The 14,932-nt window shown below is 68.3% G+C and carries 14 protein-coding genes; 1 reads left to right on the top strand and 13 read right to left on the bottom strand.

Features of this window, described 5'->3' with window-relative positions; translation table 11 throughout:
- Positions 1 to 80 precede the first annotated feature (80 nt).
- The 12 genes from OG819_RS19260 to OG819_RS19315 all read right to left on the bottom strand — a co-directional run bounded on the left by OG819_RS19260 (position 81) and on the right by OG819_RS19315 (position 12,619).
- Entirely contained in the window at positions 81 to 824 is a 744-nt protein-coding gene (locus tag OG819_RS19260) for an MFS transporter (RefSeq protein WP_266650584.1), read from the bottom strand.
- Entirely contained in the window at positions 821 to 1,699 is an 879-nt protein-coding gene (locus OG819_RS19265; protein WP_266650590.1) for an alpha/beta fold hydrolase, read from the bottom strand. Before OG819_RS19265 ends, OG819_RS19260 begins: the two co-directional genes overlap by 4 nt.
- Positions 1,700 to 1,703: 4 nt before the next feature.
- Positions 1,704 to 3,167, bottom strand: coding sequence for an FAD-dependent monooxygenase (locus OG819_RS19270; protein ID WP_266650592.1), 1,464 nt, complete (start codon positions 3,165 to 3,167; stop codon positions 1,704 to 1,706).
- Positions 3,168 to 3,210: 43 nt separating this feature from the next.
- Entirely contained in the window at positions 3,211 to 4,728 is a 1,518-nt protein-coding gene (locus tag OG819_RS19275) for an FAD-dependent monooxygenase (RefSeq protein ID WP_266650593.1), read from the bottom strand.
- A complete protein-coding gene (locus OG819_RS19280) occupies positions 4,725 to 5,669 on the bottom strand; it encodes an aromatase/cyclase (protein WP_266650595.1) in 945 nt (314 codons plus the stop codon). The genes OG819_RS19275 and OG819_RS19280 overlap by 4 nt, the downstream gene beginning before the upstream one ends.
- Positions 5,670 to 5,701: 32 nt before the next feature.
- Positions 5,702 to 6,487: a 3-oxoacyl-ACP reductase FabG gene (gene fabG, locus OG819_RS19285; RefSeq protein ID WP_266650596.1), complete on the bottom strand. Its 786-nt coding sequence runs from the start codon at positions 6,485 to 6,487 to the stop codon at positions 5,702 to 5,704.
- A gap of 91 nt (positions 6,488 to 6,578) precedes the next feature.
- Positions 6,579 to 6,854, bottom strand: a complete 276-nt coding sequence (locus OG819_RS19290; protein ID WP_266650597.1) for an acyl carrier protein — start codon at positions 6,852 to 6,854, stop codon at positions 6,579 to 6,581.
- Between the two features lie 73 nt (positions 6,855 to 6,927).
- A complete protein-coding gene (locus OG819_RS19295) occupies positions 6,928 to 8,142 on the bottom strand; it encodes a ketosynthase chain-length factor (RefSeq protein WP_266650599.1) in 1,215 nt (404 codons plus the stop codon).
- Complete coding sequence (locus OG819_RS19300) at positions 8,139 to 9,410, bottom strand: beta-ketoacyl-[acyl-carrier-protein] synthase family protein (RefSeq protein WP_266650601.1); 1,272 nt, start codon at positions 9,408 to 9,410, stop codon at positions 8,139 to 8,141. Before OG819_RS19300 ends, OG819_RS19295 begins: the two co-directional genes overlap by 4 nt.
- A complete protein-coding gene (locus OG819_RS19305; RefSeq protein WP_266650602.1) occupies positions 9,407 to 9,736 on the bottom strand; it encodes a TcmI family type II polyketide cyclase in 330 nt (109 codons plus the stop codon). Before OG819_RS19305 ends, OG819_RS19300 begins: the two co-directional genes overlap by 4 nt.
- A gap of 81 nt (positions 9,737 to 9,817) precedes the next feature.
- Positions 9,818 to 11,590: a biotin carboxylase N-terminal domain-containing protein gene (locus OG819_RS19310; RefSeq protein WP_266650604.1), complete on the bottom strand. Its 1,773-nt coding sequence runs from the start codon at positions 11,588 to 11,590 to the stop codon at positions 9,818 to 9,820.
- 381 nt (positions 11,591 to 11,971) lie between these two features.
- The gene (locus OG819_RS19315; RefSeq protein ID WP_266650606.1) at positions 11,972 to 12,619 is read right to left on the bottom strand and encodes a response regulator transcription factor; all 648 of its coding nucleotides are present in this window, start codon (positions 12,617 to 12,619) and stop codon (positions 11,972 to 11,974) included.
- Positions 12,620 to 13,204: 585 nt separating this feature from the next.
- Between OG819_RS19315 and OG819_RS19320 the strand changes: the two genes are divergently transcribed.
- Positions 13,205 to 13,981: a ScbR family autoregulator-binding transcription factor gene (locus OG819_RS19320; protein ID WP_266650608.1), complete on the top strand. Its 777-nt coding sequence runs from the start codon at positions 13,205 to 13,207 to the stop codon at positions 13,979 to 13,981.
- Here the strand turns inward: OG819_RS19320 and OG819_RS19325 are convergent.
- The gene (locus OG819_RS19325; protein WP_266650610.1) at positions 13,876 to 14,913 is read right to left on the bottom strand and encodes a WYL domain-containing protein; all 1,038 of its coding nucleotides are present in this window, start codon (positions 14,911 to 14,913) and stop codon (positions 13,876 to 13,878) included. The two genes, OG819_RS19320 and OG819_RS19325, sit on opposite strands and share 106 nt — an antisense overlap.
- Positions 14,914 to 14,932 lie beyond the last annotated feature (19 nt).

Below are 14,932 nucleotides of genomic sequence, written 5' to 3' on the forward strand. Positions count from 1 at the left end.
GTCACTTCGTCTGTCGCGGGTTTGCCTGCGATGTGCCCGGCGCTCGGATCTTGCTGCGACGGCCGCCGCGGCCGCCGAGATCAACCCGCCGATGTACAGTCCGGACCGCGCCCCCAAGTGGTCGGCGAGCAGGCCGACGAAGAGGGCGCCCAGCGGTACCGAGCCTGCAGGATCAGGCTGTACACGGCCAGGACACGCCCCCGGTACCGCGGATCGCTGCCGAGCTGGATCCGGTGGTTGGCCGCCTGGGCGAAGTAGGTCGCGGCGAAGCCGGTCAGTGTCAGCAGTACGACCATCGAATCCCAACCGGGCGCCCATCCGGCCGCGGTCTCCAGCAGCCCGAGCGCGAAGGCGCCACTGGTCACGACCCGGGCGGACGGACGGCTGCTGCGCATGGTGCCGGCGAAGGCCGCGAGCAGCGCCCCGGCGGCGAACGCGGTGGTGAGCAGGCCGAATATGTACAGCTGCCACAGCCGGGCCGAGTCGGCGAGCACCAGCAGCGTCAGCAGCAGGGCGAGGAGCCCGGAGGCCAGGTTGGCGATGGTCAGCAGTGCTCGTTTGTCATGACGGTCCGCGAGCCGCCCCTCATAGAGAGTGAGCAGCAGCACGGGAGTGAACTGCAGGGCCGTCACCGTGGCCAGCGCCGTGCTCGAATCCTTCGTCAGGTCCAGGACCAGCCAGTCCTGGACCACAATCATCATCCACGTTCCGGTCGCGGACGCGATCTGCCCGGCTGCGAACAGCCGGAAGTTACGGACAGACAGCGAGCGGAGCATGGCCGCGTGCGGTGTGCGCGTGCCTGTGCGTGTGCGTGTGAGCGTCATGTGCCGTACCGCGGTGGCAGACATTCCTCCAGGAACCCGAGGGCCCGCAGGTGGTAGGGCCTGGCGGCCCAGCCCAGGCTGATGTTGTGCCCGGCATCGGGCTGTCGGTCGACTAGCACTCGGGGTGCGGACGTCAGCCGGGATGCGAGGTCGTCGAGCGTAACGTGATCGTGGCGCCACCAGAACTCGTACTGGGCGAAGGTGAACCGGACCGGGACACCTATGCCGGACGCGAGATCGGCGAAGGCCTCCGGCCATTGCTCGGCCGCCCACCGCTCCCGTACGGGCATGGGCGCGGTCAGCGTGCTGCTGGACTGGAACGTGTTCGGCGGGTACAGGCCGAGACGGCCCCAGTTTCGCTTCCAGTGACCGTGGCCGAGAGCGTCGGGCAGTTCGTTCGATGCCAGGGCGTACCGATGGCCGCAGCCCGAGATGTCCAGCCCGAGCAGGCCGTGCGGTGCCTCGTGGGCGGCGGTGGTCAGTGCGAGCTTGCCGCCGAACGAGTGCGCCAGGAGGAACAGCCCGGCGCCCGTGGCGTATCGGGTGCCGAACTCCTCCAGCGCTGCGCTCAGCGTCACGGCCTGCTCCCGGAGGGTCTGGCCCTCCGGGAGCAGGCCGGTTGACCGACCGTAACCGGGACGATCTACCGCGAGGACCGTGAAGCCGAGCCTCGCCCCCAGCGCGAGCAGCGACACGTCGGGGTGGGCCGGACCGTCGAAGTAACCTGCGCTCATGCCCGCGCCGTGCAGCGCCACCACGGTCGCGCGCGGAGGCGTCCGCTCCGGTTCGCAGAGCAGCGCGGACAGAGGAAGACCGGCGGCGTGCAGGGTGATCCGGCGTATCCCGCAGGGCGGCGTCTGTGTCGCTGTCGTCATCGGGCTAGCTCACCGCTGGTGCGCCGAACCAGCGGCGCAGGGAGTCCGTCAGATCGTCCGGTTCGCCTGCCGCCCATGCGACATGCCCGTCGGGGCGCACGAGCAGCGCGGTTGCCCCGGAGAAGGTGTCTGCCGCTTCTGGAGTGACGGTCACGGTGTTCACGCGGTCCTTCCAGCCGACTGCCGTCGCCCGCGTCTTCGGGTCGTCTGCCAGGTCGAGCAGCACTCCCTGGGCGGAGTGCAGCAGTCGTGTCGTGCTGGTCTCGCCCGCCGCGCCCCGCAGTACGAGGGGAGGAATCCGGCGGCCGAGCAGCGGGTGGTCGCCGACGGCATAGTCGTAGCGGACGTCCAGACCGCTGACGATGCCCGCCAGATGGCGCTTGACGTCGTCGAGCGCGATGAGCTCGGAGAACAGCTCGCGCAACGGATCCGCCTCGTCGCCGCCGAGGAACACCAGCCCCTGAGCCCGGGTGTTCATCAGCAGCCGAGCCCCGACCGGATGCCGTTCGCCGTGGTAGGTGTTTAGCAGGCCGTCCGGCGCCCAGCCCCGGACCACGGCGGCAAGCTTCCAGCCGAGGTTCGCCGCGTCCTGGACGCCCGTGCTCAACCCCTGGCCACCCGCGGGGAGATGGATGTGGGCGGCGTCACCGGCGAGCAGGACGCGCCCGCGCCGGTATTCGCCGGCCTGGCGGGTGGCATTGGTGAACGAGCTGACCCACTCCGCGCTGCCCCCGTGAAGGGACTCGCCGGTGATCCGTTGCCAGGCGTCGGCGACCTCGGCGAAGCGCGGAGTCCCGGTGCGTTCCCCTGCCGGAGTGCCGTGTTCGCACACAATGATGCGGTCCACGCCCTCGCCCAGGGGGGCGGCCATCACCATGCCGCCGGGCAGGCGCTCACCCAGGAACCGGGGGCGTATCTCGCAGCCGACGACATCGGCGAGGTACATTTCGCGAGTCGCCGCGGTTCCGGGGAAGTCGAAGCCTGCCAGCCTGCGCACCGTGCTCTGCCCGCCGTCGCACCCCACCAGGTATCGGGCCCGCAGGTTCCGGACCCCCTGTGCGGTGTCGGCGGTGATGTTCACGCCCTCGCCGTCGTCGGCCAGTTCGTGCAGCTCCCAGCCGCGCCGGAGGTCCACCCCCAGCGACAGGGCCCATTTCTCCAGCACCGCTTCGGTCTGCGACTGCGGGATGCCGCGCGCTCCGAAGTGGGCGCCCTCCAACACGGTGTAGTCGAACTGCACGCCGCCGAAGTGACCCAGTGGACTGGTCTCCAGACCGCCGAACAGCGGGAGCAGCCCGCGCTGGTCGAATACCTCCATCGCCCGGGCTGTGAAGCCCAGGCCCCGGGACTGCCCCGTGGGCTCCGCCAGACGCTCCAGCACTGTCACGCGTGCCCCGCCGAGGCGCAGTTCGCCGGCGAGCATCAGACCGGTCGGGCCTGCCCCGGCGATGATCACGTCAGTGTCCACAGACTTTCCTCTCTCCCCTTAGTCCCTTCCAGGTCTTCATTCGTCACAGCCCCGGCTCGGCGGGCCCGAACCAGCGCCGCAGCGCGTTGCGTGCCCCTGCTTCCTCGGAGCCGGCCCATGCGACATAGCCGTCCGGCCTGACGAGGACGGCGTCGGCGCCTCGCGGCAGGACGCCGGTGGGGCAGGGCCCCGCCGGCACCGCGGTGACGCGATCGGCCCACAGTCCCGCGATCCATCGGAGCGGAGCGTCCGGGCCGGTGGAGAAGTCGAGCAGTACACCCCGGCCGGAGCGCAGCAGAGCCGTGCTGGTGACCCGCCCTTGAGGCGTCGTCAGCTCCAGTTCCGGCAGCCGGGAGCCGAGCAGCGGATGCCCGTCGTCCCCGACGTCGTACCGGATGTCCAGGCCGCTGATCATTCCGGCCAGGTGTGCCCGGTTGTGCTCCGACGCGATGAACTCGCCCAGGAGCGTGCGGACGGGTTCCACGTCCGCGTCGCCGAGCAGGAGCAGTGCCTGTGCCCTGATGTTGGACAGGACGTGTCCAGCCACCGTGTGCCGTTCGGTGTGGTAACTGTCCAGCAACCCCTCCGGGGGCCGGGGGCCGACGTGCAGCGCCAGCTTCCAACCGAGGTTGACGGCGTCCTGCAGGCCGAGGTTGAGGGCTTGCCCCCCGATGGGCATCTGTTGGTGGGCGGCGTCCCCGGCGAACAGCACACGGCCCGTCCGGTAGTGGGTGAGCCGGCGGTTGGCGTCGCCGAAGGAGTTGACCCAGAGCGGTGATCCACCGCTGAGGTCCTCTCCGGTGACCCGCTTCCAGACATCGACCACTTCCGCGAACTCGGGTTTCCTCGACCGGACTTGAGTGGGCCGACCGAACTCGTGCACCATCACGCGCGTGACCCCGTCGTCGCGACGGGCCGCGATGGCAAGGCCTCGTTCCATCCGCTCGAAACGACGGTTGGGGACGTCGATCCCTGCCACATCGGCGCGCAGCAGCTCACGGACGGCGGGCCGTCCCGGGAACTCCACCCCTGTCAGCCGGCGCACCGTACTGTCCTCGCCGTCGCAGGCGACGAGGTACGCCGCCCGAAGCTGCCGAACACCCTGCGGGGTGGCGACGGTGACCTCTGCATGGCTACCGTTGTCGGCGAGTTCCAGCAGCTCACAGCCGCGCCTGAGATCGGCACCCAACGAGCGGGCCCACTCCTCCAGCAGCCCCTCGGTCCGGGTCTGTGGGACCTTCCACTGGCCAGGGTGGCGACTGGGCAGAGTCAGATCGAGCGGGATCCCGCCGAAGTGCCCGCGCGGGTCGACGGGCGGTGTGCCGAGGGCGCCCAACAGCCCGCGGCTGTCGAGGAGTTCCATGGTACGGGCGTGCAGCGTGGAGGCCCGGGACTCCGTGGTAGGAGTGAGCCGCCGTTCCAGCACGATGACATCGACCCCGCCCAGGCGAAGTTCCCCGGCCAACATCAGCCCGACCGGGCCGGCTCCTACGACGATGACTTGCGTGTCCAGGCCCTCCGGCCCGGCTGGATTCCCGGGTCCCTCCGCGGCCCTGGTCAACGGCGGTTCTCCGCGAAGTCCTTGGCGTGGCCCAAGGTGGCCCGGCTGTTGGTGCTGAGTGCGTTGTGCACGTACTGCCGGGCGTCGGCAACGGTGGCGTCGGTACCGAGGATCCGAGTGATGTTGGCGGTGTTCAGTACGACAGTGTGCTGCGAGGAGGCCGCCACGCCCCCGTCGTTCTCGTCGAACGTCCAGTAGCCGGTGTGCAGGGTCATCAAGGCCGGCAAGGTGACCTGCTTGTAGGCGATCCTGCGGTGCGGGAACGTCACCCGGTACGACTTGGTCGTGTGGACGGAGCCGTCCTTGGCCCGGGTGTCCATCTCAAGGGTCTGCAGGCCGGGGGTGTCCTCATCGAGGCGGACCGTGGCCACATGCGGCAACCGCTCCGACCACAGGCCGGCCTCGTTGATGAAGTCGTAGACGTCCTTGATCGAGCCGTCGATCTGCACCGTGTCCTCAAAGGAGAACGTCAACTCCTCGGAGACATGTGCACGTTCGACATTGGTCTTCAGGGCGGCAAGTTCGGAACGGGAGTTGCGGTCGACCGCCTCGGCGATCCAGTCCAGGCCCTCCGGATCGTCGTCGACGGCCCGGTAGTCGTGCAGCAGACGTACCCGGGACTCGGTCTCCGACAGAGCCTCGATGATCCAGGTGCCGCCCATCGCCGCCACCGGAGGCGTGGAGACCTCTTGCCGGAAGTCGATCCGCAAGTCGTCCGGGCTCAGTGTCCGATGCGAAGTCCAGTTCTTGGCCTCGCCGTTGGCGGTGGCCCAGATACGTATGCGCTCTGCGCGGTCGCCCTTCTCGACATGGTGGACGTAGATGGTGGGAGGGAAGATCCGCGGCCAGTTCTCCACTTCGGCGATCAGCTGGTAGACCGCTTTCGCGGGGGCAGCCACGGTGATCTCGTGCTCGACCTCGCGGTGGCCGGAGTGCGACATGCAAAGACTCCTCGGTTTGGGGTTCGGTCGCGTCAGAAGTTGCCGAGGCCACCGCAGACGTTGATCGCCTGCGCGGTGACGGAGGCGGCCGTGTCGGACGCCAGATAGCCGACCATGCCGGCGACCTCCTCCGGAGTGGAGTAGCGGCCAAGTGGGATCTTCGCCTGGAACTTGGCGAGGATCGCGTCCTCGGTGGTGTCGTACGCGGAGGCGTAGCCCTGGCGGACCCGCTGAGCCATCGGGGTCTCGACATAGCCGGGGCAGACGGCGTTGACGGTGATGCCCGTCGGGGCCAGCTCGTTGCCGAGAGCCTTGGTGAATCCGACGACGCCGTGTTTGGAAGCGGAGTACGGGGCGCCCAGGACGACGCCCTGCTTGCCCGCGGTGGAGGCGATGTTGATGATCCGGCCGCGGCTTTTGTCACGCATGCCGCCGGTGGTGAGGACCTCGCGTGTCATCCGGAAGACGCTGTTGAGGTTTGTGTCGATGACGTCGTGCCAGAGCTCGTCGGCGATGTCGGCGGTGACTCCGCCCCCGCTGCGGCCCGCGTTGTTGACCAGGACATCGACTGTGCCGAACGTGTCGACGGCAGCCCGGACGAACTCGCGCACGGCGTCGTTCGACCGGACGTCGACAGCGGCGCCGTCCACCTCCAGCCCTTCGGCCCGCAGTTCCTTGACGGTCGAGACAACGTTCTCAGCGCCGCGCGCACCGATGAACACCCGGTGGTCGTGAGCGGCAAGGAGCCGCGCTACGGCGAGGCCGATCCCGCTGGTGGCTCCGGTGATGAGGGCGACCCGCTGCTCCTGCTGCGGCATGTTCGTTCTCTTCTCTCCTGTGAGTGGCCGGTACGGACGGGAACCGCTGCCGGGCGGCGTGGGGAGACCGCCCGGCAGCGGCGGTCTGGGATCAGGCGGCCGTGCTGGTGGAGACGGCGAGGCGGGCGTTGACGGCCTCGATCAGGCTCCGAGGTGTGGGGGAGTCGGTCAGCGCGTCGTCGTCCAGGGTGATGCCGTACTGCCGCTCGATGCGGCTGCCCGTCTCCAGCAACGCGAGTGACTCGTAGCCGAGATCCTCGAAGCTGGTGTCGAGGATCTCGCCGTCCAGATCTACGCCCTCCTCCGCACCGGCGCCGGCGAGGAGGATGCGCTTGAGGTCCTCAAAGGTGAACTGCTGCATGGTCATGTGGGTCCTTTCCTCTGCGAGGTACGTGGTGTGGTGGTGAGGCGAGTGATGCGCCGTCAGCGCGGAACGCGGATCAGTCCGCTGACCGGACCAGCAGGGCCGTGTTGAAACCGCCCTCTCCGCGGGCCAGGATCAGGGCCTTGCGCACCTGGGCCTCGCGGGGCCGGCAGACGACGAGGTCGAGGTCGTACTCGGGTGCCGGCTCCACGTTCACGGTCGGAGGGATCAGGCCTTCGCCGATGGCCAGGAGGGCGGCGGCCAGGTCCAGCGGCGCGGCGCCGGAGTAGAGACGACCGGTCATGGTCTTGGGAGCGGTGACAGGGACGCCGCGCGGGCCGAAGACGTCCGTGATCGCCCTGGCTTCGATCCGGTCGAGTTCGGGGACGGCCGCGGCGTCGGCGAACACCACGTCCACCTCATCGGCGCGTACTCCCGCGTCCTCCAGGGCCAGTTCGATCGCCTTGCGCAGCCCCGGCTCGCGCCCGGTGCCAGGCTTCGGGTCGAAGGTCGCGCCGTACCCGGCGATCTCACCGTAGATCCGTGCGCCGCGCGCGCGAGCGCCCTCGAGTGACTCCAGGGTGAGCAGCGCCCCGCCCTCGCCTGGTACATGCCCTCCCGCCGCGCTGTCGAAGGGCAGGTAGGCGCGGGTTGGCTCGTCGCTCGTGCTCAGCCTGCCGCTGGCCAGCTGAGCCACCCAGCCCCAGGGGCAGATGGAGGCGTCGACGGCACCGCAGACAAGGAGGCTGGTCCCCTTGCGGATCTGCCGTCGGGCCTGCGCCACCGCGTCGAGCCCCCCCGCCTGGTCGCTCACGACCACGCTGCTGGGGCCCTTCATGCCGTTGCGGATGGAGATCTGGCCGCTGTTGACCGCGTAAAACCAGGCGAAGGACTGGTACGCGCTGACGTACTGGCTGCCCTGACTCCAGAGATTCTGCAGCTCTCCCTGGCCGAACTCGAAGCCGCCGGAGGAACTCGCGGTGACCACGCCCATGCTGAAATCGGACAGCTCCTCGGACCGGATCCCGGCGTCGGCCAGGGCCCAGTCGGCGGCGACCAGGGCGAGCCGGGTCATGCGGTCGGTCTGCGGGAGCAGTCGGCTGGGCAGGTGGTCCTCGGCCGCGAAGCCCGGGATCTCACCGGCGAGCCGAGCCGGGTACCGCGCCGGATCGAAGCGGGTGATGCGTCCGATGCCGCTCTTGCCGGCGCGTGTGGCCGCCCAGAAGTCGCCCGTGCCGAGGCCGTTGGGCGAGGTCACGCCCAGACCTGTCACTACCACCGGGGCGGTCATACCGTGCTCCTCTCGGGGCGGGTCAGGATCATGGCGCTCTGGAATCCGCCGAATCCGCTGCCGACCGTGAGGACCGTGTCGGTGAGCTGGTCCCGGGCGTGGAGCGGCACATAATCCAGATCGCAGTCCGGGTCGGGCGTGTGCAGGTTTGCCGTGGGCGGCACCACGTTGTTCTCCATGGCCAGGGCAGAGGCCGCGATCTCGATGGAACCGATCGCACCCAGCGAGTGACCGACCATGGACTTGATGGAGCTGACCGGGGTCCGGTACGCGTGGTCTCCCAGACTTTTCTTGAACGCCGCTGTCTCGTGCCGGTCGTTCTGCTTGGTGCCGGACCCGTGGGCGTTGATGTAGTCGATTTCGTCGCCGTTCATCCGCGCCTCGTCCAGCGCGACGCGGATTGCCTCGGCCATCTCCGCACCGTCGGGCCGCAGACCGGTCATGTGGTACGCGTTGCTGCGCGTGGCATAACCCGCGATCTCCGCGTAGATGTGGGCGCCGCGTCGTTGCGCGGCCTCCAGCTCCTCCAGTACGAACACGGCGGCGCCCTCGCCCAGTACGAACCCGTTGCGGGTGCCGTCGAACGGCCGGGAGGCGTGCTCCGGGGCGTCGTGGCGAGGGGTGGTCGCCTTGATGGCGTCGAAGCAGGCCATCGTGATCGGGGATATCGGTGCGTCGGAGGAACCGGCGATCATGACGTCGGCGGAACCCTCCCGGATCAACTCCACGGCGTAGCCGACCGAGTCGATGCCGGAGGTGCAGCCCGTGGAGACCACGGTGCTCGGACCCTCCGCTCCGACGGCCCAGGCGACCTCGACCGCGAAGGAACTCGGTACCAGGTAGTTGTAGAGATGCGGGACGGCGTATTCGTGGTCGACGAGATGCAGCCGGCCTCCATCACTGACGATGCGGTACTCCTGGTCGAGCCCCGTGGTCGCGCCGACCGCGCTGCCGACGGTGACTCCGACGCGGTGCGGGTCGATCTCGCTCAGCTCGATGCCGCTGTCGGCGACCGCCCCACGGGCTGCGACCACGGCGAACTGGGCCGCCCGGTCCATGCGCCTGACCTCCTGCGGTGTCAGGCCATGCTGCTCGGGGACGAAGTCGATCTCCGCTGCCACTTGGGAGCGGTAGGGCGTGGGGTCGAAGAAACTGATCCTGCGTGTCGCGGTACGGCCCTCGCTGAGCAGGGCCCAGAAGTTCTTGGCACCCACCCCTCCCGGCGCCAGTACCTCGATGCCGGTGATGACCACTCGACGGCCGGTCATGCCGGCGTCTCCCAGTCATAGAAGCGGGAGGCCATCGCGTCGGCCGGCGAGCGCCATGTCGCCGGGTCGTACGCCTCGATGAACGGCTTCAGGTCGTCACTGATCCCTATGAAGCGCGGATCGGCCTTGGCCAGCTCGATCCGTTCGCCGCCGTTGTCGGCATCGAAGTCCTGCAGGTGAAAATAGAGCCCTCGGTAGGTAAAGAGCTGACGCCGGCGGGTTCCCATCAGATGCGGCATTTCAGTGTTGTCGAATTCGCTGAACAGCTTGGCGACTTCGGTGCGCGATCCGGAATTCATCCGAGCCACGATCAAGGTGCTGTGCATGTGTTCTGTCTCCTTCAGAATCGGACGGCCCAGCGAGAGGGGCATGGCGTGACGGGCTTTGGGCAAGGATGTGAGGTGGCATCAGCTCTTGATGTCGCAGATGATGGCGCCGGATGTGACCGAGGCGCCGACTTCCGCGCTGAGGCCCTTGATGGTGCCGGAGCGGTGGGCGTTGAGGGGCTGTTCCATCTTCATGGCCTCCAGGACGACGACGAGGTCGCCCTCCTTGACCTCCTGGCCCTCCTCGACCGCGACCTTGACGATCGTGCCCTGCATCGGCGAGGCGAGGGTGTCGCCGGAGGCCACCGGACCCGACTTCTTCGCGGCGCGGCGCTTCGGCTTGGCGCCGGCGGCGAGGCCGGTGCGGGCCAGGGACATGCCCAGCGAGGACGGCAGCGAGACCTCCAGGCGCTTGCCGCCGACCTCGACGACGACCGTCTCGCGGCCCGGCTCCTCGTCGGTCTCCGTGTCCGCGGGGGCCGTGAAGGCGGGGATCTCGTTGACGAACTCGGTCTCGATCCAGCGGGTGTGGACCGTGAACGGGCTGTTGGAGCCCGTGATTTCGGGGGCGAAGGCGGGGTCGGTGACGACCGCGCGGTGGAAGGGGATCGCCGTCGCCATGCCCTCGACCTGGAACTCCTCCAGGGCGCGGGCGGCGCGCTGGAGCGCCTGCTCGCGGGTGGCGCCGGTGACGATCAGCTTGGCGAGCAGGGAGTCCCAGGCGGGGCCGATCACACTGCCGGACTCGACGCCCGCGTCCAGGCGCACGCCGGGGCCCGACGGCGGGGCGAACAGCGTCACCGTGCCGGGGGCGGGCAGGAAGTTGCGCCCCGGGTCTTCTCCGTTGATGCGGAACTCGAGGGAGTGCCCGCGCAGGGCGGGGTCGCCGTAGCCGAGTTCCTCGCCGTCGGCGATGCGGAACATCTCGCGGACGAGGTCGATGCCGGCGACTTCCTCGGTGACCGGGTGTTCGACCTGGAGGCGGGTGTTGACCTCCAGGAAGGAGATCGTGCCGTCCGTGCCGACCAGGAACTCCACGGTGCCGGCGCCGATGTAGCCGGCTTCCTTCAGGATCGCCTTGGAGGAGGAGTACAGCTCCTCCACCTGGGCGTCGGAGAGGAAGGGCGCCGGGGCCTCCTCGACGAGCTTCTGGTGGCGGCGCTGCAGGGAGCAATCGCGGGTGGAGACGACGACGACGTTGCCGTGGGTGTCGGCCAGGCACTGGGTCTCGACGTGGCGGGGCTTGTCGAGGTAGCGCTCGACGAAGCACTCGCCGCGGCCGAACGCGGCCACCGCCTCGCGGACGGCGGAGTCGTACAGCTCTGGGACCTCTTCGAGGGTGCGGGCGACCTTCAGGCCGCGTCCGCCGCCGCCGAAGGCGGCCTTGATGGCGATGGGCAGGCCGTGCTGTTCGGCGAACGCGACGACCTCGTCGGCGCCGGACACCGGGCCCGGGGTGCCCGCGACGAGCGGGGCGCCGGCACGTTGGGCGATGTGACGGGCCGCCACCTTGTCGCCCAGGTCGCGGATGGCCTGCGGGGGCGGGCCGATCCAGATCAGGTCCGCGTCCAGGACCGCCTGGGCGAACTCGGCGTTCTCCGACAGGAAGCCGTAGCCCGGGTGGATGGCGTCCGCGCCGGAGTCCTTGGCGGCCTGGAGGACCTTGGCGATGTCCAGGTAGCTGGTGGCGGGGGTGTCACCGCCCAAAGCGAACGCCTCGTCCGCCACCCGGACATGCGACGCGTCCCGGTCCGGTTCCGCATATACGGCAACACTCGCGATCCCGGCATCCCGGCACGCCCGGGCCACGCGGACAGCGATTTCGCCACGGTTGGCGATGAGCACCTTGCGCACGACGAGGGTTCTCCTGACTCAATCAGAATCGCGATTGACCGTGCACCTATGGCGGGGGGAATTCCCTGGGAATCAGGTGCACCAGGTCGTTGACTCATGATTGTCCGAGGTCGATTCCTCGTTCAAGATGGCGGGATTCAGTCTTCCGTCAGGTTCTGCAAACAGAGTGCGTGTTTGTCGGCCGATGGCCAAGTGAGCGTCAAGGCCAGTGCAGAAACCCAGGTGAGACGCTGCTCGGAAGGAGCGGAGCGAGAACTTTGACGGAACGAAAAAAGGGTGGGCTCCGATATCGGAGCCCACCCCTAGTGGTGCGTGTGTGTCTTGTCTCAACCGTGAGGTTCTGCTAAAACCACATACGCCTGAGAATGGTCACGCGCACCATCAACTGTGGCCGAAGCGAAAACCAACCCCTCGGATCGTGATAATCCAGTCGCGTCCGCCGAGCTTGCTGCGAAGGCTGCTGACATGCGTATCAACCGTGCGGCGGGACCACGAATCACCCCAGATCTGCTGCATGATCCGCTTCCGTGGAATGACCGTGTCAGGGTGGCAGGCGAGCAGATACAGCAGATCGAACTCCTTGCGCGTCATATCGATGGCCCGTCCACGGAGGCTGACCTCGCGTGAACTGGCATCGATCTGCAGCGCACCGTGCGAGATGACCTGAGTGCTGAGTGCCTGCGGTCGCGCACGGCGCATGACGGCGGCCATCCGGGCCATGAGTTCGCGGAAGCCGTAAGGCTTCGCCAGGTAGTCGTCCGCGCCGGCCTGGAGGCCGAGGACGCGATCCAGTTCGGTTCCCCATGCGGTCACGGCGATCACCGGTACGTCGCAGGCCGATCGGATGGAGCGGCAGACCTCCAGGCCGTCGAGGTCGGGGAGTTCGAGGTCGAGCAGGATGATGTCGACGTTCTCGCAGGCGCGTAGTGCTTCGCTCCCCGTCTTGACGCTGTCGACGGTGTGCCCGTGCCTCTGCAGGCCTTTCGTCAGGGCTTCCCTGTCACTCACGTTGTTCTCGACCACGAGCACCCGCCAGTTCGCGGAGGAACTCCGCGTGCGCAGGGACGTTATCTCGGGTTCCAGTTCATTGATCGATTTCTGACTCAAATTTCCCCCAAGGTGATCCAGCAGGGAGGGTGCGTACCCCAAGCGACTCACAAGACGACTTTAGAAACCAGCTCGTCGGTTTGTCAACAGAGATCAACTAAGGTCCACACCGCCGGGATGACGCCCACCGCCTGACCAGCAACGGAGTCGATGTGGGAATTTTATTCATCAATATCCGCTATGTTCCGCGTGTGGGCGGGGTTTCCGCTGATCCAAGACCGACCACTAGGTCTCCTCGTCGCCCTTATTCGCGGACGCATCGAGGCCCCACGGCGTCTAAACAGGGTTTACGGTCTTCTAACGTGATCGTCATCTCACTGGATGTCGGTCGCGGGTGGACGGTATGTGATCGAAGGCGTCCCTACTGAGCCCGGTTGGGGCGCGTAGACCCGGTTCCTCGCTGGTCGAAGTGGTCGAGAGATCGCGGCTCGGGCCGGTATCATACTTTTCGGTCTGTTTAACAATGGGTCATTTCATGCGTCTGATGAGGGATAGGGGAGTCTGTCGATGGCACGACAAGAACGGGCCGTTCGCACACGGCATGCGCTGATCCGTTCGGCTGCCGAGATTTTCGATCGCCGTGGGTACGACCAGGCAAAGCTCGCCGACATCAGCGCGGGAGCGGACGTCAGCCCCGGAGCTCTGCACTTCCACTTCGAGAGCAAGGCCGCGATGGCCAGGGCCGTCGAGGTCGAGGCGATCAGCACCTTGAGGAGTGCCGCTCACATCGTCTACCGGGAGCGCGCGTTCGCACTCCAGGCCCTCACCGACATGTCGCACGTGTTCGCCCACCTGCTGCGCTGGGACGTGGTGGTGAGGGCCGGGTTTCATCTGAACAACGACAGTACCCACAGCGGTGACCGGCTCATGGGCATCGAGTGGCGGGGCTGTGTCGAACGCCTGCTGGGGGACGCGGACGAAGCGAAGGAGCTCGCCTCCGGTGTCGAGCTGCGGGCTGCGATCTGCACCGTCGTGGGAATCACTACGGGACTTGGGCTGCTGGTCACGGGCGGCGGAGAACCGAGGGCCCGGCTGGCTCTCACCGGCTTCTGGCATGCGCTGCTGAGCGGGCTGGCCGCACCGGACGTACTGACCCGCCTGAAGCCCGCGGGCACCGGCTCAGTGGTGGCCAAAGCCATGACGGTATCCGACGGCCTTCCGAAGGAGGCCCTGACCCCTTACACCCTGTTGGTCGGGGGTGCGTCGGATCGCCGGGGGTGCTCGGTGCCGATGGCCTCCTCCATGGCAACCGGTGCCTCGCCCGTTACCGCCGACGGCCAGTAGAGGGCGGCCAGTTCACCCGCCAGATACGCCAGCCGCTTGCGGGCTTCCGGGGGGCCGAGGACCTCGACCCGCGATCCGAGGCCGGCCAGCTGCGCCGCAAGGACGTCCGAGGACGGCCCGTCAGCTTCCACTTCCACCCATCCGTCCGCGAGTTCCCCGCCGATCCGCAGCCGCGCGCCGAACAGTCCCTGCAGGATCGGCAGGGCGCTCCGCTCGGCTCGCGCCCGCACCGTGGCCGCGAGCATGCGCTCTTCGACTCGCGTCGCAAGGGACCGCCATGCAGTGGACAGTTCGAAGTCCTTAGGCCGGTCGACAGGGTCGAGGGTCGCGGTGATGGAGGTGACCCGGCCGACCTTGTACGTTCGCAGACCCTGCTCGGTGCCGGCGACGAGATACCACACGCCGCCCTTGGAGGCGAGGCCGAGTGGATGTACCGTCCGCTCCTTGACGGGCTTGCCCGGGGTGGCGTAGCCGAGCCGGACCTGTACGCCGTCCAGCACCGCGTGTTGGAGAGCGTCAAGGTGGGTCGGCGCGGCATCGAGGGGGGTGCGGGACCAGTCCGTGCCATCGATGACGAGAGCCCTCGACGCGGCCTCGGCGCCCGGCCGCAGCGGCGAAGGCAGAGCTCTGACCAGTTTGCGCAAGGCTTTCCGTAGCTCGGGTGTCGCCGCCGACGGTCCCGCGACCAGGAACAGCGCCCGGATCTCCCCAACGGTCAACCCCGTCAGGTCGGTACGTGCGCCGCCGACGAGCGACCATCCGCCGCCGCGCCCGCGCTGCGAGTAGACGGGAATACCGGCCAGAGCGAGGGCTTCCAGGTCCCGCCTCGCCGTCCGTTGGGACACCTCCAGCTCCGTGGCCACCTCCTTCACGGTCACGCGTCCGCGTGTCTGCAGGAACAGCAGCGTCGCCACTAAACGGTCAGCCCTCATGTCTGATCATTCTTCTCCC

The sequence above is a fragment of the Streptomyces sp. NBC_01549 genome (genome assembly GCF_026339955.1).
Classification (GTDB): Bacteria; Actinomycetota; Actinomycetes; order Streptomycetales; family Streptomycetaceae; genus Streptomyces.